The 24,964-nt window shown below is 46.0% G+C and carries 19 protein-coding genes; 17 read left to right on the forward strand and 2 right to left on the reverse strand.

Annotated elements, in window-relative coordinates:
• Window positions 1-104 precede the first annotated feature (104 nt).
• The 4 genes from CEF13_RS05960 (at window position 105) to acpS (ending at window position 6,937) form a co-directional block, all read left to right on the forward strand.
• Window positions 105-3,128, forward strand: a complete 3,024-nt coding sequence (locus CEF13_RS05960; protein WP_102709867.1) for an EAL domain-containing protein — start codon at window positions 105-107, stop codon at window positions 3,126-3,128.
• Between the two features lie 114 nt (window positions 3,129-3,242).
• Window positions 3,243-4,307, forward strand: coding sequence for a DUF4198 domain-containing protein (locus tag CEF13_RS05965; RefSeq protein WP_102709868.1), 1,065 nt, complete (start codon window positions 3,243-3,245; stop codon window positions 4,305-4,307).
• 9 nt (window positions 4,308-4,316) lie between these two features.
• Window positions 4,317-6,434, forward strand: a complete 2,118-nt coding sequence (locus tag CEF13_RS05970) for a copper resistance CopC/CopD family protein (protein WP_166742989.1) — start codon at window positions 4,317-4,319, stop codon at window positions 6,432-6,434.
• A 92-nt stretch (window positions 6,435-6,526) separates the two neighbouring features.
• Complete coding sequence (acpS, locus tag CEF13_RS05975) at window positions 6,527-6,937, forward strand: holo-ACP synthase (RefSeq protein WP_102709870.1); 411 nt, start codon at window positions 6,527-6,529, stop codon at window positions 6,935-6,937.
• An 86-nt stretch (window positions 6,938-7,023) separates the two neighbouring features.
• Here the strand turns inward: acpS and CEF13_RS05980 are convergent, their stop codons facing one another.
• Window positions 7,024-7,383 (reverse strand): c-type cytochrome, encoded by a 360-nt coding sequence (locus tag CEF13_RS05980; protein ID WP_102709871.1) that lies wholly within the window; start codon window positions 7,381-7,383, stop codon window positions 7,024-7,026.
• 171 nt (window positions 7,384-7,554) lie between these two features.
• On the opposite strand from CEF13_RS05980, the gene CEF13_RS05985 reads away from it, so the two are divergent.
• The 4 genes from CEF13_RS05985 (at window position 7,555) to CEF13_RS06000 (ending at window position 11,716) form a co-directional block, all read left to right on the forward strand.
• Window positions 7,555-8,436 (forward strand): AraC family transcriptional regulator, encoded by an 882-nt coding sequence (locus CEF13_RS05985; RefSeq protein ID WP_102709872.1) that lies wholly within the window; start codon window positions 7,555-7,557, stop codon window positions 8,434-8,436.
• A complete protein-coding gene (gene mutY, locus CEF13_RS05990) occupies window positions 8,436-9,632 on the forward strand; it encodes an A/G-specific adenine glycosylase (protein WP_102709873.1) in 1,197 nt (398 codons plus the stop codon). The genes CEF13_RS05985 and mutY overlap by 1 nt, the downstream gene beginning before the upstream one ends.
• A gap of 29 nt (window positions 9,633-9,661) precedes the next feature.
• Window positions 9,662-10,294, forward strand: coding sequence for a bifunctional 4-hydroxy-2-oxoglutarate aldolase/2-dehydro-3-deoxy-phosphogluconate aldolase (locus CEF13_RS05995; protein WP_102709874.1), 633 nt, complete (start codon window positions 9,662-9,664; stop codon window positions 10,292-10,294).
• A gap of 240 nt (window positions 10,295-10,534) precedes the next feature.
• Window positions 10,535-11,716, forward strand: coding sequence for a transglutaminase domain-containing protein (locus CEF13_RS06000; RefSeq protein ID WP_102709875.1), 1,182 nt, complete (start codon window positions 10,535-10,537; stop codon window positions 11,714-11,716).
• Between the two features lie 70 nt (window positions 11,717-11,786).
• On the opposite strand, the gene CEF13_RS06005 is transcribed toward CEF13_RS06000, so the two are convergent.
• A complete protein-coding gene (locus tag CEF13_RS06005) occupies window positions 11,787-12,941 on the reverse strand; it encodes a virulence factor (protein ID WP_102709876.1) in 1,155 nt (384 codons plus the stop codon).
• A gap of 301 nt (window positions 12,942-13,242) precedes the next feature.
• Between CEF13_RS06005 and CEF13_RS06010 the strand changes: the two genes are divergently transcribed.
• The 9 genes from CEF13_RS06010 (at window position 13,243) to CEF13_RS06050 (ending at window position 24,788) form a co-directional block, all read left to right on the forward strand.
• Entirely contained in the window at window positions 13,243-14,256 is a 1,014-nt protein-coding gene (locus CEF13_RS06010) for an MBL fold metallo-hydrolase (RefSeq protein ID WP_424992003.1), read from the forward strand.
• A gap of 106 nt (window positions 14,257-14,362) precedes the next feature.
• The gene (locus CEF13_RS06015) at window positions 14,363-15,430 is read left to right on the forward strand and encodes a Gfo/Idh/MocA family protein (protein ID WP_102709878.1); all 1,068 of its coding nucleotides are present in this window, start codon (window positions 14,363-14,365) and stop codon (window positions 15,428-15,430) included.
• Between the two features lie 132 nt (window positions 15,431-15,562).
• Window positions 15,563-16,093 (forward strand): nucleoside-triphosphatase, encoded by a 531-nt coding sequence (locus CEF13_RS06020; protein ID WP_102709879.1) that lies wholly within the window; start codon window positions 15,563-15,565, stop codon window positions 16,091-16,093.
• Window positions 16,094-16,208: 115 nt separating this feature from the next.
• Entirely contained in the window at window positions 16,209-17,828 is a 1,620-nt protein-coding gene (locus tag CEF13_RS06025) for an ABC-F family ATP-binding cassette domain-containing protein (protein WP_102709880.1), read from the forward strand.
• A gap of 266 nt (window positions 17,829-18,094) precedes the next feature.
• Window positions 18,095-19,108, forward strand: a complete 1,014-nt coding sequence (locus CEF13_RS06030; protein WP_102709881.1) for a LacI family DNA-binding transcriptional regulator — start codon at window positions 18,095-18,097, stop codon at window positions 19,106-19,108.
• Window positions 19,109-19,252: 144 nt separating this feature from the next.
• The gene (locus CEF13_RS06035) at window positions 19,253-20,653 is read left to right on the forward strand and encodes an ABC transporter substrate-binding protein (RefSeq protein ID WP_424992001.1); all 1,401 of its coding nucleotides are present in this window, start codon (window positions 19,253-19,255) and stop codon (window positions 20,651-20,653) included.
• Between the two features lie 177 nt (window positions 20,654-20,830).
• Window positions 20,831-21,913, forward strand: coding sequence for a carbohydrate ABC transporter permease (locus CEF13_RS06040; protein WP_102709883.1), 1,083 nt, complete (start codon window positions 20,831-20,833; stop codon window positions 21,911-21,913).
• Window positions 21,914-23,005: a carbohydrate ABC transporter permease gene (locus CEF13_RS06045; RefSeq protein ID WP_102709884.1), complete on the forward strand. Its 1,092-nt coding sequence runs from the start codon at window positions 21,914-21,916 to the stop codon at window positions 23,003-23,005.
• A gap of 115 nt (window positions 23,006-23,120) precedes the next feature.
• Window positions 23,121-24,788: a glycoside hydrolase family 13 protein gene (locus CEF13_RS06050; RefSeq protein WP_102709885.1), complete on the forward strand. Its 1,668-nt coding sequence runs from the start codon at window positions 23,121-23,123 to the stop codon at window positions 24,786-24,788.
• Window positions 24,789-24,964: the final 176 nt, after the last annotated feature.

The raw sequence follows: 24,964 nt of genomic DNA on the forward strand, positions 1-24,964 counted from the left end.
ATGATGTCTCCTGTTATATTATCGATTTAATGGTACCGTTTTCATATTGGAAATGATATGATTTCAATACAACCTTTTGACGACATAAGGGAGATGTATTTTTTATGCAGCGCAAACCTACTATCGGCTTACTCACCCCTTTTTTTGGCGGTAACTATCTTGGTGAGCTTATTAATTCGATTCAGAAGGCTGTTCAAAGCAGCGGTGCGCGCTTACTAGCCATTCGCACTGCCGGCAAGCCGTTTGATTGCCCTATCGCGATGGATCACGTCGATGGCTGGATTATATTGAATGTCGCAGTCACAGACGAATATATTCAAGAGCTGTCAGAGCGTTGGAAAAAACCAATTGTGACAATCTCGAAGGATATAACGAGTTTGCGTGTAAACGGTCAAATGGTGGTTTGCGATAATGAAGGCGCAATTATGAAAGCGGTCGAACATTTATATGAGCACGGTCATCGCTCGATCGGTTTTGTTGGACATATAAGCTTAGATGATATGAAGCTGCGCTTAAGCGGGTATAAGAAAGCTCTTGAGTTGCACCAATTACCCTTTAACCCCGAGTATATAATCGATGCGGGGGATTTTAGCATGCTCGGAGGCCGGGTGGCAGCACAGCGGATTGTAGATGCAGGATTTCCTTTCAATGCGGCTGTCGTATGCACGGACATGATGGCTATCGGTTTAATAGAACGACTAATGGAGCTAGGCTATCATGTGCCAGATGATTTTGCTTTAATTGGGTTTGACGATACAGCTACAGCAAAAACAAGCAAGCCGAGTATTTCAAGCATTAATCAGAATATTCCCACTGCGGGGGCAATGGCTGTTAATCTGGTTCTGCGTCAAATGGAGGAAAAAGCGCCATATCCGCCGCAGCGGCATCTGATTGAATGTGCACTAGTCACGCGTGATTCTTGCGGCTGCAGCTCTAGGCATGAGGAATGGAAGCCAAGCAAACCTGCCCTTCAAGCTTTTGCGTCTGACAAAAACAGAATGGCTCAGCTTGGCATACACTATGAATTTAACAAGTTTATACTTAATTATACGATTGAGAAGATAAGAGATCTATCATGGGCGTTAGCCCCCCATTTCCATTGGGGCAGCCTTGGGCTTTGGAATGAAAGGTCATCCATATCTAATCACTTGACGATAAATGAATGTTTTCATTTCCATAAGAATGAAGATATAATTCCTATTTCAGAGCATGGACATAAAATCGTAATAGACGTGACCAGTTACCCGCCATATGACCAAATAATAAGTGAGAATTTCGCAGAAGAAAGTGAAATGACTTATTTAATTCCTTATCGGACCATTCAAGATAATTGGAGTGTGTTAGCTCTAGGTACATCCTTGCGCAATGCTGTCAGCAAAATGAATGATTATATGTCTGTTGTTCACTATCTTGATCTTATAGCAACTACGCTGGATCGACAGGCGCTAATAGAAGAGCTAAAGGAGCAGGGAACACAATATAGACAAATAGCAGAGCAATTGGAAATTGTATCAAGAACCTCTAATGACGGAATATGGGAATTGGATCTTGTTACAGGTGAAGTCATCTGGAATCAACGCTTCTATGATTTATTGTGCACGACGGAAGCGAATCGCTTCGAAATGCTAATTCATACGGATGACTGGATTGCGTACCAGCATGCCTTTAACGCTCATATGGAGACTCAAGCCGCATTCATGGTAGATGCGCGTCTGCTTAAGCATTCAGGCGAATATGTCTGGGTGGTTATTTCCGGTGAAGTGCTGCGAGACAGCGAAGGAAAACCGATTAGAATGGTGGGATCGGTGAGAGATATAACGGAACGCAAACAGGCTGAGGACAAGATGCGTTATTTGGCATACCACGATGCCTTAACCGGCCTAACGAATAGACGGCGTTTTTATGATGAAATAACAGCCGCTGCCCAAATAACAGAGCAATCCTTTGCTGTTATTGTACTGGATCTGGATCATTTCAAAAAAGTGAACGACAGCTATGGCCATCAAATGGGTGACCGGCTGCTGCAGCTTGCAGCCGACGGGCTGAAGCAATTGGTTCGGAAGAATGATCATATTGCCAGGTTCGGCGGAGACGAATTCGTCATCATGTATCAGTTTGACGAAATAGCCGAGGTGGAAGCCTTTGCACAATCCATTTCCAAAAATTTATCTTCGCTATTATTAGAGGAAGGTATTAATTTGACTATTACATTGAGCGCAGGTATTAGTGTATTCCCCCGTGATGGCGGAGATGCGGATACTTTAATTAAAAAAGCAGATATTGCGATGTATAAGGTGAAGCAGGATGGCAAAAATCATTATGAAATATTTTCGCAGCAGATGATTGAACAAACGATGTGGCGTCTTAATACAGAAAATGAACTTAAGGATGCCGTAGCGAAGGGGCAATTCGTGCTGCATTATCAGCCCCAAATCCATATGGAGACAGGTGAGCTATTCGGCGTGGAAGCTTTGTTAAGATGGCATTCTCCAACCCGCGGAATTATTTCTCCGTTAACTTTCATTCCGCTAGCCGAGGAGACTGGACTTATTGTGCCTATAGGGGAATGGGTTATAGAAGAAGCCTGCCGCCAAAGCACGGAGTGGCTAAATAGAGGATATAAGCCTTTGAAAATTTCGGTTAATATATCTGGACAACAGCTGAAGCAGCCGGATTTCGTACATAGGGTGAAGCGAATTGTGGAGAAGACGGGAATGAACCCTCATTATTTATGCATTGAGATAACGGAAAGCACTGTAATCGATGATCTGGATTCGACCATTAAGATGTTTAAACAGTTATCCGAGCTTGGCATTCATATGTCGATGGACGATTTCGGTACAGGCTATTCCTCATTATCTGTATTAAAGCGGCTGCCGCTTAACATGCTCAAAATAGATAAATCGTTCATACGTGAAATGACGCATGAGCATCAGGATTTCGATATTGTCAAAGCGATCATATCCATCTCCAAAAGCTTGAAGCTGCAAATCGTAGCAGAGGGAGTAGAACAAAGGGAGCAATACGATTTGCTGCAGGAGCTTGGCTGCCATTATATGCAGGGCTACTATATAAGCAAGCCGCTGACTGCGGAACAGCTTGAGAAAGATATACTTGTATCCTTGTAGCTCGCATATTTTGTTGCATAACGTTCACAACTGTATAGCTCTATCGAGTCATGCGCCTGCAGGCCTCCATTGATACAATTTGGTAAGTTAATCAAATCAATGGAGGTTTTTATTATGAATGTAAGAAAGAAATTTGCAGCAATGGCGTTAGCAGGAGTATTATCATTAAGTGCAGCTGTACCTGTATTCGCACATGACGGCTGGACGCAGGCAAGTACGCCAATTGTAGCTCAAGGACAGATTTCTTATGTAGAGTTAATGTACGGAAACCACTCAAATGAGCATAAGAGCTATCGCATAGACGGCCAATGGGGAAGCGATACATCTAAGGTTTACGTAACGACACCAGCAGGAGTGAAGTCTGATATTACGAGCACTCGTTTCTATACGGGGGAACCGGCTACTGAAACAACGCCAGCATTAAATAATTATTTCGTAGCTTCGTTTAAATCGAATGTGCCGGGCGCTTATATTATTTCAACAGAAGGAGACAGCGTCTTCAAGAGCGCAACTGCGGCAAGCCGTACACTGCGCAGTGCGAAAGCATTTGTAGCGGTGGGAGACATTCCTGTGCTTGATCGGGTAAAGGCACTTACTGGATTCTCCAAGCAAGTAAGCCCGGATCGGGCCGAGCTGATTCCGCAATTCAATCCAGCCGCAATCACACCGGATGAGAAGGTTTCGATTCAATTGCTGTTGAAAGGCGCGCCGCTTGCAGATACGAATGTAGATGTCATTCGCCGCAGCACTTCAGAAGCAACCGAGCTGAAGACAGATGCGAACGGATTGGTCTCATTCACGACAGGAGCTGCCGACTATTACTTAGTTCGTGCTAAACCTAGCACGACGGAAGCCAAGGAAGGCGAATACAGCTCAACCAATTACGAAGCAACGTTGACTTTTACCGTTCAGAATAAATCAACGAAGCTGCCAGGTGCCGTATCATCAGGCAATCCACAGCTTTATATGAATAGCGATGCTGTTGCCGTAAGCAGCTTGAAAATTCAACAGGGTGTGACCATGGTAGATGCTTCATTCATTCGTCAATATGTGGATGCAGCCTATAAAGGTTCCGGTCTTGTAGCGCTGCGCACTGCAGTAGAAGCTGCAGGCGCATCAATTGAATATTTTCCAGCTGTAGGCCAAACGCAAGCAGCAATTGCAATATATACGAAATAAAGGATGCCTATGAAGAGATTATTAAGCACAATCGTTTTATTACTTACAGTGTGGGCGTGTCTGCCGAGCTTAGTCTCGGCGCACGCCTATGTGTCGCAATCCACACCTTACCAGGATGCCGAGCTGAAGGATTCTCCGGCTTCCATCCGCATTACATTTACGGAGAAGATCGATACGGGGTTAAGCTCCATATCACTTCAAAACAGCGAAAGCGGCAGCAGCATTTCCGGAACTCTTAGCAGCGAAGGGGATGTTACGCTTATTTATACGATACCGAAGCTAGACAAAGGGATCTATAAAGTAAGCTGGCAGGCGCTTTCGCTGGATTCGCATACAACCGAAGGCTCCTTTCGCTTCGCAGTAGGCATGGAGCTGGAGCAGAAGAAACCTGACGATGCCATTTCATTAGACGGTGCTTCTGCTAAGCCGAGCGGTCCCATTGATAATGGAAGCAGCACAGACAGCAAGGGAACACCTGCATCAAAGCCAAGTAATACAGATAAAGGGACAGAGCAGCCTATAAAGATAGAGAAGCCAGCTGCGAAGGCGAATCCGACTCCAAGCCCTAGTGCTGAAGTAAAGCCTCTAGCTTCACAAATACCGAACCCGACTTCTAAGCCAGATTCAGCGATTACAAGTACGGAAAAGAATGACGAAGAGATAGCTTTGGATGAGGAAACCGCGGCTGCGATAGGGAATAATTCCTCTGGCGTTGAAGAGCAAGTGCCACCGTCAACGGATTTACAGGAAACGACTTCGCCAAGCAATGAAACCAGCGCCGCAGCAGAACATGTTCACACCGATGAAGGCGAGCATAATCACGCAGGCGGATACGGCTTGATGGTCGTCCTTCGCGTATTCGATATTTTAGCTGGAGTGGTGCTTGCAGGCGTTTTATTTTTCCGGTATATGCTTTGGCGGCAAAATCCAGGAGATGCGCCGCTTGGCTTCTCGCTGCGATCTGAACGATTGTTAATCGGAGCAGCAGCCCTAGTGTGGGTTCTATCGGGCCTTACTAGGTTATATTTGCTGTCAGAGCAGTTTGGAGGTTTACCGCTTTACACGATTGCGACAGAAACATTGGTAGGAAAAATAGCAGTAGTTAGACCAGTTCTGGCATTGCTTGTGCTATTATTGGCATTCGCTCCAGTTCGGGAACAGCAATGGGCGAATCCAGTTAAACTGCTGGTTGTCACTGCAATAATTGTTACGTTTCCGTTAACCGGCCATGCATACGCATCTGTAGATGGTGTTTTGGCAGCAGTTGTTGCGCATGCGTGCCATATGCTGGCTGCAGCCGTATGGTTTGGAGGCTTGCTTGGTCTGCTCTCGCTTACATTCTATAATGGAGCAATCATGCGATTAAATCGTGTAGCTCAGCGTTTCTCGGTTTGGGCGGTTCCGAGCATGGCGCTTATCCTTGCTAGCGGAATATGGCTGTCAGCGACACGCTTAACGTCATGGGCGCAGCTTGCGACAACGGATTATGGAAAGCTAATTGTAGGCAAAACAGGCTTCATGCTGCTTGTTCTGCTTATTGCCGCGCTTCATAAGCTGCTGTTCATGCCTAGAATTGCACAAGCGGCAGCAGATCTGACGGCAACTAATGCTGAGTATAAGCAGAAGAGAGCTGCATCAGGGCTTATACTGGGCGTGAGAATAGAAGTATTGCTGGCAATTGTATTGTTTATACTCGCTGGATGGCTATCTCAAACGTCGCCGCCAGAGGATGCTGCTGTACAGCAGCAGGCATCTGAGCCGTTTTATTGGCATGTGATGGGTGAGAAAGCTCATATGAGCCTTCGAGTGTCGGTGGGAGATTCATCTGAGGAGCAGCAAGCGAAGCTTGATATATGGCTGCCTGAAGGAACAGGCGCGCCATTATCCATCGCCGCAATCGTATCAACCGACAGCAATAAACAATCGGGTACGCCAAGCGAGCAAACCGCGATTCCTTTCGAATTGCAGCCTGCTGGGACTGAGCTCTATGAATTTCCGGACTTCACTAAATATACGTACAGGGCACAGGGAGTGTTCATAGACTACTCAAAGCCGAGCAAAATTTCGATAGATGTAACCGAGGCGGATGGCAGCGTCATTCATTATGAGAAGGTCATTGGCGAATAAAAGCTTATTTATGAGCTTATTAGCTGACAATATGCTTGACTTCGTTCCAGTCATCTGCTAATGTCACCTTCATGGAAAAGGCGGGTGTTAGCATGATCATCGGCATCGGACATGACTTATCGGATATTACGCGCGTAGCCAAATTGGTATCCGGAAGCAAAAGCAGTCGCTTTCTGGAGCGGGTGCTGTCGTATGGGGAAAGAGAGCTTGCTGCTGCTTATTCCGGTCATAGGCTCTCACAATTTACGGCTGGCCGATTTGCAGCGAAGGAAGCGGTCGTGAAAGCTTTCGGATGCGGTATAGGTCAAATTATAGGTTTATCAGATATTGAAATATTGCCTGATAGCAGCGGCAAGCCGGAATGCAGCCTGTCAGCAGAGGCTTGGCATCGACTTGGTTTAACACCGGACGAGGTGCGTATCCATGTTACGATTACCCATGAGCGAGAGCTAGCTTCGGCATTTGCGGTTGTTGAACGAATGCAACAGCAGCCACTTGCCTGACGGGTCAGCATATCGGCAGTAAGCTATAAACAAAAAAGGATGTCGGCGACAATACGTATGCCGAGCATCCTTTTTTGTTTGATGGCTTATTTATTATTTGCGAGCCACTGGGCTAGCCCGGCAATTTCATTCGCTGTAAGACGATCCTTAAAGGCAGGCATTGTCTCCCCTCCTTCTTCGATTTGCTGCGTAATATCGGCAGCACTCATTCGTGATCCAACCTGCTGCAAATTAGTTACGGCTCCAACACGTCCTTGCAGCTCTGTACCATGACAGTTGACACAGTTTGCTTTATAGACGGAAGCGACTTCAGAAGGGGCGTTATTCAGAGCGCTGCCTCCTTTTGAGCCTCCCTGTGGATTTCCGCCGCAGCCGCTGAGAGCAAGAAATAATGCAGCAGAAGCAACTAATATGATTTTGGAACGTATCAAACGACGGTGGATCATTTAATATCCCTCACTTTGCATTTTGATTTTGCGATTTCAGTTTGTTTAGGTCATTCCTTGGTCTTCCATATGAATTTGCAGCTATAGTTCGTATAATAGAGGAACAGATTGCATGGCAAATAACATTTGACTTGTTTAACATTATATCGCATTTTGACTACAGGAGACTTCATGAAACCGACAATAGATAGTATATTAATCAATCAATTGAACCATATCCACGTTGAAGTCCTCATGACCGCATATATGGAAAGTTTGCCCGGTTGGTCTGTGCCTAAATCCGAGCCGGAGTTTTATCGTTTTTGCTATATGGATAAAGGACAAGGCTGGATCGAAATTAATAATGTAAGACAAGCCATTCAGCCGAATACGCTTTATTTCCTTCCAGCGGGCACAGCTCAAACGTTCGGAACGGAAGGAGACGAAGTATTTGGACGTTATTGGTGCAATTTCCGATTCGAGCTATTTGATATCGAGTTTATTCATTCGCTGCAGCTGCCTCTGTTTGTATACGTCAAAGACGAGCAGATGATAAAACAACTATTTTCCAAAATGTTAACCTATCAGAACTGCACCTCAGTAACGAGAGAATTGCGGTTAAAAGCAGTACTGCTTGAAATGATCTCTTTTTATTTGGATGAAAGCAAGTTTCAACAGCATAGCTTGAGCGAAGCGAGCTTAGGCGTGAAATGGAATGAAGTGCTTGCTTATATTGAATCGAATTTGCATACAAACATTCAAATCGAGGAGCTTGCGAAGGTTGCCTTCCTGCACCCGAATTATTTCATATCTTCATTCAAAAGCAGAATGGGCTGTTCGCCTATTCAATATGTAACTAATCGCCGTATTGCGAAAGCGAAGGAGCTGCTTGCGGAAACAAGCTTATCGATTGCCTCAGTAGCGAATCATGTGGGCATGCAAAATCATTATTTATCAAGACTTTTCAAACGGTATACAGGCATTACGCCGATTCAATATCGCCGTATTTCGAAGCAGGGTGCTGGCAATATGCCGGAATATTCATTAATAAAAACGGAGGAGGAAAGCAGCTAATGGAACAGCAAGAGATCAAAGACTATTTCAGTACAGAGCTACTTTCCTGGTACCGGCTTGTAAAAAGAGACTTGCCGTGGAGAACAAATCGTGACCCGTATCGCGTATGGGTATCGGAAATTATGCTGCAGCAGACACGGGTTGACACCGTTATCCCGTACTACAATACGTTTATGAGTAAATTCCCGACTGTCGAGGCGCTAGCGGCAGCACCGGAAACAGAGGTTCTCAAATGCTGGGAGGGGCTCGGCTATTATTCGCGTGCGCGTAATTTACAGGCGGGCGCGAAGGAGGTCGTCGAACGCTACGGTGGAATCGTGCCTGATGATAAGGCATCAGTAGCAGGCCTTAAGGGAGTTGGCCCATATACAAGCGGTGCGATTATGAGTATCGCCTTCAATCGGCCTGAGCCAGCGGTGGATGGCAATGTGATGCGCGTCCTCTCACGTTACTTTTGCTTAGAAGACGATATAGCGAAACCATCCACACGAATTGGTATTGAGAAGCTTGCTGCATCGCTTATTCCAGAAGGAGCAGCCGGTGATTTCAATCAAGCGCTGATGGAGCTGGGGGCGCTCGTCTGTACACCGAAATCGCCCAGCTGTCTGCCTTGCCCTGTGATGGAGCATTGTGCAGCTCGCCTAAATGGAAGAGAAACGGAATTGCCGATCAAAACGAAGGCGAAGCCTCCGCGTCCGGAATTTAGAGCGGCAGCTATTGTTGCAGGAAGCGGCGAGAATAAAGGGAAAATACTTGTAAGGCAGCGCCCTGCTACAGGCTTGCTTGCTCAGATGTGGGAGCTTCCGCATCTGTTATTAACACCTGATAAGGCGAATTGGCTGGATGAGAAAGCACCGAAGGAGCAAGGGGAATTAGCTGAGCTGCTGGGCCGCATGCTCCAGGAGGACACGGAGCTGTTGATCCGACCACGCGGTTGGTTCACGGACGCCGATCATATATTTAGCCACATTCATTGGCGGATGCGTTTCTACTTGGCGGATTTGGGCGAAGAGCCTGGCGTGCTGGAAGCGACGACTGCTGCTGCATTGGAAACGGACAGCTTAGCGGCAGAATCAGCGACGAAATATGAAGTGAATCAATGGCCGGAGCATTATCGCTGGATTGGCAAGGAAGATATGGATAGCCTGCCTTTTCCAAATTTATTTTTGCGGATATTGAAGCAATATTGGGAATAAATGAATAATAGGTCGGGAGCGAAGCGTAAATGAATGGAATGCTGGAGCTGCTGTTGCAGCACAAAATAGTAGCGATACTAAGAGGGATTGAGGACCGCCATGCTGATCATGCAGCGCAGGCATTAATAGACGGCGGTATTCATTTGATGGAGATTACGATGAATACGGCCGGCGCGGCTGTAATGATTGAGCGCTGGCGCACAAAGTTCGATGGCAAAGCAGCAATCGGGGCCGGTACGGTAACCGATGTAGCGCTTGCTGAACAGGCTGTTAATGCGGGAGCACAGTTTCTTATCTCTCCTAACTTGGATGAAGAAGTCATTGCATACGGGAAGGAGCGCGGCTTGTCCGTCTGGCCTGGCGTTATGACACCGACAGAAATCGTAAAGGCCTGGAAGGCTGGAGCGGATGCAGTGAAAATTTTTCCAATGGGTACGCTTGGTATCGGATATTTGCAGGAAATCCGCGGACCGTTAAACGAAATTCCGATGCTGGCCACTGGCGGCGTCGATCTACATAATATTGCGGATTACTTCAAGGCAGGAGCAAATGCGGTCGGAATGGGCGGCAAGCTTGTTAATTTGGATTGGATACGCGACGGGAAATTGGACCAAGTAACGGAGAGAGCGCAGCAATTTGTAAATATAGTGCGCACTTTATAGAGCTGGCAGCTCTATCAATCGAGGGATATAGTCAAAAAAGAAGCTTGCGGCACGGGGCTGCAAGCTACAAAAGAGAATATATATAATAAAGGGGGGTCATGAATTTATTATATAAGCATAAGATGAAACGAAGATGAGAGAAAGATTACAGTTTGATTACATGTATGTTCTGTTTTGTTTCAGCCCAAGCTTGTACTATTATTCCTTCTTTTTGCCTCACAACAAGATTAGGAGGTTCGTATGAATAGAATAGCTTCGAAGCTGTTGGTCGTGGCCGTCATTATTGCAGCTGTATTCTATATGGATATGAAACTGGATTTGTTTCCCGCTTTAGCGGAGTCGAAAGAGGTGACTGCGGTGGAGAAAACAAATCAGCTGGAACAATTAGAGCTTACAATTGCCAAGGAATTTAAAGCTCGTTCCGAACGCTTTTCTGTCACCTATACGGGGGACAAGCAGAAGCTTTCGGATCAAATGACAGATGTTATTCGTGCTGCGCTTACTCATGATGATTATTCTGCTTACATTCTAGAATCTTATATTTATACCATTCGGAGCTGGGGAACGAAGTCGACGATCTCGATTGAAGCGCGTTATCGGGAATCATTAGAGCAAACAGCAGCCGTTGACCGAGTGGTAGCGAAGGCGCTGGCGAGCATGATCACGCCAGTCATGAATGATCATGAGAAAATAAAAGTTATTCATGATTGGATTGTGAGCCATGTTGAATATGATCAAACCTTGTCTCACTATACAGCGTATGATGCAGTCACATTGGGAGAAGCCGTTTGTCAGGGCTACTCGCTGCTAGGCTACAAAATGCTGAACGAAGCTGGTATTAAGGTGCGTATTGCTGAGGGCACGGTAAACACAGGAGAGCATGCTTGGAATATGGTGCAGCTGGACGGTGCATGGTATCATCTGGATTTGACTTGGGATGATCCTGTCGGCTTGGCAGTAGGCAATTCGCAAGCTGCGCAAGCGACGGAGACAGGAAATGACTCGATCCGGTATCATTATTATTTGAAATCAGATAAAGAGATGCGTGTCGATCATCAATGGACGAAATCTTATCCTGAAGCAAACACATCCTATGCGGTTACAATACGTAAACTGGAGCAAAATGGTAATTTTTCACAGCGTGATCGCTTTAGTAAGCTGAAGCTGTCGCTTGGCTTGCATTGGCTTGAGCCAGAATATACGGTGTCTAGCTCTGAACAGCTCGCACGCATGATTAAATCAGCACTGGATTCACGCACGAATAGCTTAGAATTTAGATTCAAGCAGGGCGAACAGTTTCCAGAGGCGCTGAAGGCCTCCTTCCAAGGGACAAAAATAGCAGTCGGTTACAAAGCCAGCTATGAGCCGTATGGTGGAGATGGTTCATTGCTTGTTCGTATTCAGCTTCAATACCAGCGTTAACAATATACACATGAGAACAAAGCAGACCCAAACGATTAGTCGTTTGGGTCTGCTTTGTTCTTGGGGTGCATTACTGCTCTTTGTTTCTGGCAGCAGTCATTTGCTGCCAGACCGAGCCAGCGGCTTCCTCGCCGCGTTCAATCCGCTCAAGCGCCATTTGCGCTTGCAGTTGAATTTCAAACTCATTGTCCTTCGCGGCCTCACGCAGCGCCTCGATTGCCGATTCATCTCCTGCTTCATAGAGGAAGCGGGCAGCCCGCCATCTTACAAGCTTATTCTTGTCACGCAGCGATTCGATCATCGGTCCTATTGCGGCCGGATCGCCAAGGTCGGACAGTGTATCGCCTGCTGTCCGTCTAACAGAAGTGGAGGAATCACGCAATGCGGCAAATAAATACGGCAGCGCTTCTGGGGATCGAAGGTCGCCTAAGTAGACGACAGCGAGCCTGCGAATAGACGTATTCTCATCTTTAATTGCTTCCGCAAGCAATGGAATGCCTTCAACAGATGCGACGTAGCGCTCAAGCGCAGCATAACGAACCTGCCAATCCGAAGATGTGAATTGCTCCTGCGCTTCTTCAAGCGTTAATGGAGCCGGCCTGACTGCAGGCTGAGCCATTTCCGTGCCTGCTGCATTTCCTAGCTCGAGGGCAGCTTGAATAAGCGCTTCAAGTCGTTCCTGTGTATAAGAAGCTTCCAGTTCACGGACGATTTCTGCGGCAATTTCCTCAGGCTCTCCATATCGGACTCCAAACTCCTCCAGCTTGCGCTCGCGAATCATACCCGACCCTGCTGCGCGGCCAACGGCCTCAGCGAATTGGGGCGGAAGCGCTGAACGAGCCTCGCCGTCTCCCATACGCACACGAACTTGCATTGGAATGCCGCGATACATTTGCACAAGTACCTGAGCCTCGCCGAAGCTTGCATTCGCGCCTATACCGTTACTGGTTTGATCGCTGTCAGCGTTATCCTTCTGCAGCAGTTGTCCTGCTTCTCCCAGAATAGCAGCCCAGTCTGCACCCGGAAGACGGTCTAGAGCAATGAAGTCAGCCGTACGGAATAAGCTTCGAACGCCTTTAATTTGCAAAAGCTGCTGCAGCAGCTCAGGAGCTTCAGCTGCTTCGCTGGATTTAAAAGTAAGTCTGCGTCCACGCGGCAGCATTTCATCAACATTCAGCTTCATGGAATTTGGGCTAGGCGTCGGTTCTATTGAAATTAGTTTCATGAGGAATCCTCCTGCATTTTATGATGTCGTAAATGTGCTCTTCCTTAAGGAACAAAATTTGCGTCGAATACGTAATCTTAGGTGTAAACATATATGACTAAGTGTAACTGATTTTCAATATGGATGCGAATGCATGGGGCAGAAAACGATGTCTTATTTAGTCGCTTATTGCAAAATCTTAATTTGCAATAAGTACCTTCAGATTGGTATCTTAGTAAAATAATAAATCACGGCAAGGGAGGATGGACAATTGAAGTTGAAACGATTTGCCAACATTGATCCGATCGAGCATCACACGTCAATGAAACAATTTAAAAGATGGCGTCAAGAGCGAATTCGCCGGCTGAAATTGAAGGATTATTCATTCACCGTTCCGAGCGCCGTTCCAGATATAGCTTATTTGGAAAACAATCGAAAGTGGCCATCCCTTACATGGGTAGGTCATTCAACGTTTTTTATTCAGCTTGGCGGGCTTAATATAATAACAGATCCTGTCTGGTCGAACCAGATGGCTTTCCAAAAAAGACTAACGCCGCCGGGTATTCCTATCGAAGATGTGCCGCCGATTGATGTTGTCTTGATTTCGCACTCCCATTATGATCATTTAAATATAAATACGCTTCGCAGACTCATTGGACCAAGGCAGCTGCTTGTCCCGGCTGGGTTAAGCTCAAAACTAAGGAAGAAGGGTTTCCTTCGCATCAAGGAGCTTCATTGGTGGGAGTCTGTCCATATTAACGGAGTTAAATTCACCTTTGTTCCTTCGCAGCATTCGACAAGGCGCAATCCTTGGGATGCGAACAGCTCGCACTGGGGAGGCTGGGTGATCGAGCCGGCAGCTTCCAAGAGTGGTAAGCGGATCAGCTACCCTAGCAGAGAAGCACCAATGAAAGCAGGAACAGCTAGTATTTCAAAAGCGAATATATTAACCGAAAATGAACAGTTTCATGATGGCCGACCAGTCGTATCGGATACTCCGACTATTTATTTCGCTGGGGATAGCGGCTACTTCCAAGGCTTTAAGGACATTGGCGACCGTTTCTCGATTGACGTAGCGCTCCTGCCAATCGGTGCTTACGAGCCGGAATGGTTCATGGGTCCGCAGCATACGACGCCTGAACAGGCGCTGCAGGCTTTCATGGATACAGGCGCAGCATGGTTCGTACCGATGCACTACGGAGCGTTCAAGCTTGCTGACGATACGCCGCGCGAGGCTCTCGACCGATTGGAGGCCGATCGAAGAAAGCGGGAAATTGAGGAAGGACGAGTTCTCGTCCTTCCTCATGGGGAGACTTGGCTTCTGTCGGGCAAATGACAAACGCGTACAAAAGCGTGCCAAAAACACGCAATGACGAAAGGATGCGATAACGGTATACTAGGCAAAGGAAGTATTGCTCCACAACATTTTAAGGAGGATTTAAATGATTAACTCGAATATTCGCCTCGGCATTATTGGGGCAGGTGCAATCGGCAACATCCACATGCAGACGTTCAATAAGCTAGAGGGAATTGATGTGGCTGCTGTAACAGATGTTTATTTGCCGCTTGCTGAACAGCGTGCTGTGGAGTACGCCATAGAGACCGTCCATGAAAATCCGTTAGCATTGCTTGAGGACCCGACTCTTGATGCGGTAGTGATTGGCGTTCCCAATCGTTTTCATGCTGCGCTTGCTATCGAGGCGTTGAAGCAAGGCAAGCACGTCCTGCTGGAGAAGCCGATGGCTATCAATTCCGAAGAGGCTCGCCAAATCGTAGAGGAAGCTGAAAAATCCGGTAAAATATTAATGATGTCGCATCAGATGCGTTGGACAGGACTTAGCCGTGCTCTGAAGCAGCATATTGATAATGGCGATGTTGGCCATATATATAATGCGAAAGCAGGCTGGTTCCGCAAGAAAGGGATTCCTGGCTGGGGCTCATGGTTCACTCGCAAAGATCAAGCGGGCGGCGGGCCGCTAATTGATATCGGGGTTCATATGCTTGACTTATCTCTCTATTTGATGGGTAACCCGAAGCCGGTTTCCGTATATGGATCGACTTACGCGGAATTCGGGCCGAATCGGCAAGGCGTAGGTACTTGGGGAACTCCGAATTGGGATGGTTATTATGACGTCGAGGATTTGGCATCCGCACTTATTAAGCTTGATAACGGCGCAACGCTGTCGTTGGAAGTAAGCTGGGCAGCGCATGCAGCATTTTTGTCAGAGGACCCTTTCATTCATTTAATGGGTACTCAGGGCGGTGTTGCAATGGTGGGCAATAACGGAAAGTATGTAACACATACAAATAACGAGGTAGTCGAGAATGATATTACCCCGCTTGATGGTGAAGAGGATCGCATTCTGATGAGCCAGCATTTTATCGATTGCATTCGTGAAAACAGGCAGCCTATAACATCTGCGATTTCGGGTTACACGAACAACCGCATTCTTGACGCCATCTACGAATCGTCCCGCACAGGCAATGAAATTAAGCTGAGCTGGGATTAGCCACTATTATTACAGCAGCCTTAGCTGCTTAACGAAATAAACAAGCAGAAGCCTCTTCTTAAGTGATGACAATATGTTGATCACTTAAGAAGGGGTATTTTTATTTTGAAATATTAGGCTCGGGAGGCTGCTATGGATAAGATCTTTTTGCTAAGAGGCAAGCCGCGGATCGGTAAAAGTACGGCCATTAAATCAATTGCGAAGCATTTAGGAGTGGACAAATGCGGCGGTTTTTATACGGAGGAAATTCGCAATGCAGTAGACCGTGAAGGCTTTAGATGTATAACTCTCACCGGTGAAAGCGATGTGATGGCTAGCGTTCATAGCAACAGTTCAATGAGAATAGGTAGATATGGTGTTGATGTAGATAAATTTGAAAACTTAGCCTTGCGTGCTGTTAGCGAATCTCTGCTCTCCAAGAAAATAACCGTTATTGATGAAATCGGCTTTATGCAGATGCTCTCGGTTCCTTTTCAGCATATGATTAAAGAGGCGTTCTCCAGTAACCAGTATGTCATCTTAGGTACAATATGTTTGGATAACCATCCTGCAATCGATTCGTTAAAAGAGCTTCCAAGCATTAAAATGTACCACATGACGGAAGAGAATCGCGACATTATTAGCAATCGTGTAGTTTGCGACGTCATAAAAGCTATTAATTGATACATGAGCAGTATGGATGGAAATACACTAGTCAAAAGAAGGTTCGGTTTCCGAGCGAACTGTGGTATAATGAAACGATATATTGCTATTTCGTAGTGAAGGACGGGATTAAAGAATGATTAGTACTAGTGGCATAACGCTTCGTTACGGGAAGCGGGCGCTCTTTGAAGATGTAAGCATTAAGTTTACACCAGGCAACTGCTACGGTTTGATTGGCGCTAACGGCGCGGGTAAATCAACATTTCTAAAAATACTTTCCGGTGAGGTTGAACAATCCCACGGAGAAGTGCATATAACGCCGGGTGAACGTCTAGCGGTTTTGAGTCAGAACCATTATGCCTATGACGAGTCGGTTGTACTCGAAACGGTAATGATGGGCCATAAGAGGCTTTATGAGGTTATGAAGGAGAAGGACGCATTGTATGCCAAAGCGGACTTCACCGATGAAGACGGCATGCGTGCCGGCGAGCTTGAAGCTGAATTTGCTGACATGAATGGTTGGGAAGCGGAATCAGAGGCAGCAGAAATGCTTAACGGCCTTGGCATTACGCCTGACCTGCATGACAAGAAGATGGCTGAGCTTGGCGGTAATGAGAAAGTTCGCGTATTGCTTGCGCAAGCTTTGTTCGGTACTCCAAACATTCTGCTGCTCGATGAGCCTACCAACCACTTGGATATCGAATCCATTCGTTGGTTAGAAGATTTCCTTGCTGATTTCGAAGGCACTGTAATCGTAGTCAGCCATGACAGGCACTTCCTGAATACAGTTTGTACGCATATTGCGGATATCGATTTCGGAAAAATCCAAATGTACGTAGGTAACTATGACTTCTGGTATGAGTCCAGCCAGCTGGCTCTTTCTCTGATGCGCGGAGAGAACAAGAAGAAAGAAGATAAAATTAAAGAGCTGCAAGCCTTTATTCAACGCTTTAGCGCGAACAAATCGAAAGCGAAGCAAGCTACATCCAGACAGAAATTGCTTGAAAAAATTTCGCTTGATGATATTCGCCCGTCAAATCGTAAATATCCATTTATCCTCTTCAAGGGGGAACGGGAAGCTGGCAAACAATTGCTGCTTGTTGACGGCTTGACGAAGAGCATCGATGGCGAGAAAGTCATCGATAATCTCACGATTGCGATTAACAAGGGCGATAAAGTTGCTTTTGTTGGTCCTAACAGCTTGCCGAAAACATTGTTGTTCCAACTGCTAATGGGTGAAGTTGAGGCAGATGCCGGTTCTTACTCATGGGGCGTTACAACGACGCAAGCTTATTTCCCGAAGGACAACTCTGCTTATTTCGACGGTGTAGATTTGAACCTTGTGGAATGGCTGCGTCAATATTCGAAGGATCCGGATGAAACGTTTATTCGCGGATTCTTGGGCCGGATGCTGTTCTCAGGCGACGATGCGATTAAGAAAGCTAGCGTATTGTCCGGAGGAGAGAAGGTTCGCTGCATGCTCTCCAAGATGATGCTTGAGGGCGCAAACGTATTTATTCTGGATGAGCCAACGAATCACTTGGATTTGGAATCCATTACGGCTCTTAATAATGGCCTAACGGATACAGAATGTACAATTCTATTTACTTCACATGACCATCAGTTCGTTCAGACGATTGCGAATCGCATCATTGAAATTACGCCAAACGGTATTATTGACCGTATGATGACTTATGATGAATATTTAGAAAGTGCAGAAGTGAAGGAGCTTCGCCAGCGTATGTACGCGGTTTAAGCGGAAAAGAAATGAATAGGAACGCCGACCATAATGGGAAACCATAAGGTCGGCGTTTTTTTGCTTGTTAAGGAGAGACAAGCTTTAAAGAAAATAGGTTGCGTAATGGTGAAAAAGAAGCTATACTATCGATGAAAAGGTTTTCAGAAAAGCTTTTCAGACATAATATATGGTAACTTATACTTATAAAGTATGGAATATAGGGAACTTAAACTTTCCAAGCATGGTTGCTACCCTAGCATTAATGACAAGAAAGGCGTGCTATCATGAAACCGACTATACACGATGTCGCGAAATATGCCGAAGTGTCCATAAGCACTGTATCACGGGTTATGAATGCACCGGAGACAGTCGCGGCGGAGAAGCGTTCAAAGGTTCTGGATGCGATACAAGCGCTTCAGTATCAACCGAATGCATTCGCAAGAGGACTAATATTCAAAAAGTCGGATACGCTTGGCGTGATGATTCCGGATATTGAGAATCCATACTATGCCGGATTGATTCGCGGAATGCAGGATGCAGCCGTTATGCTGAATCACAGCTTAATGATTTGCAATACAGATCGAGACAAAAGTCGGACAGTAGCCTATGTTCAAAGCTTCTTTGAGAAGCAAGTAGACGGCATAATATTTACAAGCGATTCATTGCATATGGAATATTACGAAGAGATGCAGCGCTATCGGCTGCCCTTCGTCCTAGCATCTACGAATGCCCCGGAGTATGACATACCTTCTGTTGACATAGACGATGAGCAAGCTGCCTATGAAGCGGTTATGCATCTGATTGATCAAGGCCACCGACAAATCGGAATGATAAGTTTTCCTCTTGGAGATACGATATCAGGCCAGCCGCGTTATAACGGGTACCAACGTGCACTTCGCGATAATGGTTTGGCTGCTTACGATTCATGCGTGGAATATGCTGAGCATCGATTCAAGCATGCTTTTGCAGCAGCAGAAAGGCTATTAACACGCTGCCCGGAGCTAACGGCAGTTTTTGCCGCATCTGATGAGTTTGCTATGGGTACCATCTCGTACTTGCGAGAGAATGGCAGATACGTCCCCGAGCATATATCCGTAGTCGGGTTTGATAATATCCGAATGGCGGAAATGTTTATTCCAAAGCTCACGACGATGGATCAGCCGACCTACGACATTGGTTTCCGAAGTGTTCATAAGCTTTACGAGCTCATTACAAGAGGTAAGGTGGAACAGCTGAGAGAAAAGCTGCCGCACCGTTTAGTAATACGAGAGTCTACAAGGCGTTATGAAAAAGGATAAAATACCAACTGTCTTAGGCCTAAGCAGCTGACCCTTTGGTTTCGGAATAAAGTTTGTCTAAATTGTTATTTTAAAGGGGGTGAGTTTTGTTTCAATCGGGTAAAGTACGTGTATGTAATTAATTAGTTACTTAAATACGAAAGGATGAGGTCTGTGTCTACCAGAAAAACAAAGAAAGCAATGACAACCTTTATTCTCATGTTAGTACTCGCAATGGCAATTACTGCTTGCGGAGGGAAAAGTAACAATAATAAAAATGAGCCAACAGCTAATCCTGGCAAAGGCAATGAAGGCGGAACTAATAATTCGTCAGACTCGGCTCTAGCGAAAGCAATGAATGGAGATTTCAAAGGCAAAAAGGTAACGATGTTCGGTCCGTTCACTGATGCGGATGAAGTGAAATTTAATGAGAGCATTAAAGCATTTGAAGAAAAAACAGGAATTGATATTGCTTACGAAGGCTCCAAAGAGTTCGAAGCAACGATTTCGGTTCGCGTAAACGGCAATAATGCTCCTGATATTGCAGATTTCCCGCAACCGGGTCTTCTGAGCGGCTTTGCAAAAGCTGGAAAAGTTATCGATATTAAATCATTCCTGAGCGATGACTACTTAAACAAGCAATATAATGCAAGCTGGCTGGACATGGGTACAATGCCAGGCGCTGGCGGTGACATTATGGCGGGCGTTTGGGCTCGCAGCTCTGTGAAAAGCCTAGTTTGGTATAACAAGAAGGCATTCGCTGAAGCAGGTTATACTGTACCCAAAACATGGGCAGAGCTTATGAAATTAACGGATGATATTGCAAAAGACGGCGACCCGGCTTGGAGCATTGGCATCGAGAGCGGTACGGCAACAGGCTGGCCGGCTACAGACTGGATGGAGGACATCATGCTTCGCACGACAACTCCTGAAAATTATGACAAATGGGTATCCGGTGAGCTTCCTTTCACAGACCCAGTAGTTAAGAACGCAGCTGAGAAAATGGCTGAAATTTGGTTCAACGCTGATTATGTATACGGCGGACGCAAATCAATCGCTACAACATCATTCGGCGATGCGGTTAAACCTTTATTCGATAATCCACCGAAAGCATGGCTTCACCGCCAAGCTGGATTTATTACAAGCTTCTTCCCTGAAGGCTTGACTGCTGATGATTATGATTGGTTCCCATTCCCATCAATTGATGAGAAGTACGGGACACCGGCGCTCATTTCCGGAGATATCTATGCTATGTTTAACGATCGTCCAGAAGTTCGTGCTGTTATGGAGTTTTTCACAACAGGCGATTCGCTCAAAACATGGATTCAAACAGGTGGCGTAACAGCACCGATGAATGACGCGGATCCGTCCTGGTATCCGAATGATCAAGAGCGTCGCATGGCTGAATTCGTTAAAACAGCAGACACTATCCGCTTTGACGGGTCTGACCTCATGCCTGGAGCAGTTGGAGCAGGTACGTTCTGGAAGGGTATGACAGACTGGGTCAGCGGAACTGTTGATTTGGATACTGCATTGAAGGAAATTCAAACAGGCTGGAAGAAATAACAGCGGCTTGATGGAAAATGAGGGGCTTCTCGCTAAACGGCAGAGCCCCTCTCTAGTTTTAATTATGCTTTGTTTCACAAAGCTTAAGAAGATGCTTACGAAGTAGCTTTGTTTCACAAAGCTTAAGATAATGCTTACGAAGTAGCTTTGTTCACAAAGCTTGAAGGAGGTTTCGTTATGGAATTACAGGCTAGGAAAGGCAATGCTCTGCGTCTACTGTTAATATCCGTGCTGGTGCCGGTCATAAATATTGCCATTCACTGGAGCATTTTTTTGTTTTTTCGCGAATCAAGCCTTCCGCCCATCATGAATGCGGTTCTGGCGGTCGTATGGGGCGCACTTGGCATTTATTCCATTTACTACTCATTTAACTGGGTAGTCGAGCAATACCCGGATAAATGGAAGCGAAGAATATTGCCTTTTGTATTTGTCGGACCAGCAGTGCTGCTGCTTGGTTGGTTGCTTGTTTTTCCGACATTGCGAACTCTTTACTTGAGCTTTTTTGATGCAAGCTCGGTCAACTTTGTCGGTTTCGCCAACTATGTGGCTGTATTTACCGATAGGCTCCTTGTTATGGCGCTCCGTAACAACCTGCTTTGGGTGTTTTTCGGTACTCTGGCTTGTGTAAGTTTAGGCCTGTTGATTGCCATCTTGGCTGATCGCAGCAGCTTCGAGAAAATTGCTAAAGGGCTTATATTCATGCCAATGGCTATATCATTCGTTGCTGCCGGCGTAATCTGGAAGTTCATTTATTACTACCAGCCTGGGCAAGACCAGATTGGGCTTTTGAATGCTATTGTAGTGAAGTTCGGCGGAGAGCCGCAGGCTTGGCTCAGCATGATTCAGCCTTGGAACAATCTGTTTCTCATCGTCATCCTCATTTGGATGCAAACGGGCTTCGCGATGGTTATTTTCTCAGCTGCGATAAAGAGCATTCCAGAAGATATGTTGGAGGCCGCTCGGATGGATGGCGCGGGCGAGATCAGGATCTTTTTTAAGATTATGATTCCATATATCGCAGGAACGCTGCTGTCAGTTACAACAACGATTATTGTGTTCACCCTCAAAATTTTCGACGTGGTTATGATCATGACGGGTGGACAATATGAGACGGATGTAGTGGCGACACAGTTCTATAGACAGCTCTTTATGTACCAAAATGCGGGCTACGGCTCTACCTTGGCGATTGTGCTTCTTGTGGCCGTTACTCCGGTAATCATCATTAACCTGCGTCAGTTCCGAAGAGAGGGGGGCTTCTAAATGAGTAGACAAAAGAAGATTCGCAAGTCGAAATGGCTTGTGAACATCGTATTAGCCGTCATCTGTCTCATCTGGACGATCCCTACGCTGGGACTGCTCGTATCCTCGTTCCGTCCTGCTGCTGACATATTATCAACGGGCTGGTGGAACATTCTGCCGCATCGCGAGTGGAAGACAACGGAACAAATACAGCTGCCGAAGGAAACTGATCTCAAGGGTTCAATCGTTGTAAATGGCGTTACGTTTACGGATGACCAGCTGCGTGAAGGCGTGGTTGCAGATGGAGAACGTCTGATTTGGGAAAATAGACGCGCTCGGCTTGTAATGGTTCAGGAGAAGGAATGGACGATTATTTCGAACTTTACGACTCAGAACTACGAAACCGTGCTTGGCGGGAAAACCTATTCCATTACAATGCCAGACGGTACGACCAAGACAGAGAAAGGCAGCGGTATGTCGCGTTCCTTCTGGAATACAATTGCCGTTACTATACCGGCAACTGTAATTCCCATCTTTATTGCTTCCTTCGCGGCATATGCATTCGCTTGGCTTAGATTTCCTGGGCGAAAAACTCTATTTGTTATCGTAATTGCTTTGCTTGTTGTGCCGCTGCAGGTCGCGCTCATTCCGATTTTAAGGGACTATACGTCATTAGGGTTAAATGGTACCTACTTCGGTATATGGCTTGCGCATACGGCGTTTGGACTGCCATTAATCACATATTTTATGTACACCTCCATCAGTCAGCTGCCGAAGGACTTGTTCGAGTCAGCTTTTATGGATGGCGCTACGAATTTTACGATTTTCAGTAAACTTATATTACCGCTTTCTGTGCCTGCGCTTGCTTCAATTAGTATTTTTCAGTTTCTATGGGTTTGGAATGACTACCTTGTATCGCTTATTTTCCTCGGCAGCCAGCCTGAAGTACAGGTTCTGTCCATGAATATTGCGAATATGGTCGGCTCACGAGGAAATGATTGGCATCTGTTAACAGCTGCTGCATTCGTATCCATGCTGATGCCATTGGCCGTATTTTTTGCCCTCCAAAAATATTTCGTTCGTGGAATGCTTGGCGGATCGGTTAAAGGTTAAGCTGAACGAATGTATGGGAGCAAAGGAATGGCGCAGCGGATGGACTTCATGTCCTCGTTTGCGCCATTTGTATTTCTAAAAATGAATAGATAGATAATGAATAGGAGAGATAATAATGGATGGAAAGATCTCATGGTGGAAAGAATCGGTTGTATATCAAGTTTATTGGCGCAGTTTTCGGGATTCAAATGGAGACGGAATTGGTGATTTGCAAGGTGTAATCGAAAAGCTGGATTACATTCAATCGCTTGGTGTTACCATGCTATGGATTAATCCTTTCAATGTATCGCCTGATAAGGACAATGGCTATGATGTATCCGATTATTATGCTGTTATGGAAAAGGCGGGCACCATGGCTGACTTCGATCTGCTGCTTGCTGAAACGCATGCGCGCGGAATGAAGCTTATGATGGATGTTGTAGTTAATCATACGTCGAATGAGCATCCGTGGTTTAAGGAATCTCGCTCTTCACGAAATAACCCGAAACGGGACTGGTATATATGGCATGACGGCAAGGCAGGTAATCCTGCTAATCCGCCGACCAATTGGCGTTCTTATTTCAATCCGTCCTGCTGGGAGCAGGATGAGGCAACTGAGCAATACTACATGCATTCTTTTGCCATTGAGCAGCCGGATTTGAACTGGGCTAATTCAGAGGTGCGCAACGAAATTTATCAAATGCTACGGTTTTGGCTGGATAAAGGAGTAGACGGGCTGCGTCTGGATGCACTTGCGCTATTGGCGAAGCCAGAGCACTTCACGGATGCAGAAGATCCGTTCGATATCCGTTACTTGACTCATAATCCGGGATTGCATGATTATTTGCAGGAAATGAACCGAGAGGTTTTCCGTCATTACGATATGATGACAGTCGGCGAAATTGCATTTGCTACGCCAACGACAGGGGTGTTATTCGTAGATGAGCAGCGGGAGGAGCTGAACACGCTGTTTCACTTCGAAGTAGCGGATGAAATGCCGGTCTGGGATATGGCTCGCTTCAAACGTATTCAGAAGCAGTGGGCCGAAGCATTGAATGGCCGCGGCTTTGGCTCACAATTCCTTAATAATCATGATCATACGAGACAAGTAACGCGCTATGGCAACGACAAGACATACCGGGTGGAATCGGCTAAGCTGCTCGCAACGATGATCCACACGCTGCCTGGCATTCCGTATATTTACCAGGGTGAAGAGATTGGTATGACTGGCGTGAATTATGAAACGATAGAGGAATATCAAGATATCGCCATGATTAATAGGTATGAGGAGGAAGTAGGAAACGGGAAGGAGCCGTTAGACGTCTTACGCTCGTTGCAGCCGCTCAGCCGTGATAATTCCAGATCGCCAATGCAGTGGAATGCGGACATCAATGCAGGCTTTGGCAGCGGAACGCCTTGGATCAAGGTTAATCCGAATTATAATGAAATAAATGTGGAGCTGGCAGAACGAGACCCGCATTCTGTACTTGCGTTCTATCGGAAGCTGATCCAGCTTCGTAAGAGCAATCCGGTCATGGTTTACGGCAATTTCACCGATATTAGTGAAGACGATCCTCATCTTTATGTGTATGTTCGGGAGTATGAAGAGACAGAATGGATCGTGCTGTTGAATCACGGAGAATCATCACGATCATTTGAAATTTCGGAGTCTGTGTTTGGCGGCAAGCAGCTTGAGCTTAAGCTCGTTCTTGGTTCATATGAAGATACGGCGACACAGTGGAATGACGGCAGTCAAATCGAATTAAAGCCTTATGAAGCAAGGATCTATGAGGTTGTTTCTTAGAAGGTAGTATAATACGGGAGGAATAGAGCTAGAAATTAGCTCTATTTTCTTTATATACCCGTTAATGCGACTCTAATGGGCAACAATATGACAAATAGAGCTAGAATTAGAGCTAGAATAAAAAGTGGACACCTGTTAAGGAGAAATGGATAATTTACTTAACGAAGAAAGAGGTG

Source organism: Paenibacillus castaneae (genome assembly GCF_002884445.1).
Taxonomy (GTDB): domain Bacteria; phylum Bacillota; class Bacilli; order Paenibacillales; family Paenibacillaceae; genus Pristimantibacillus; species Pristimantibacillus castaneae.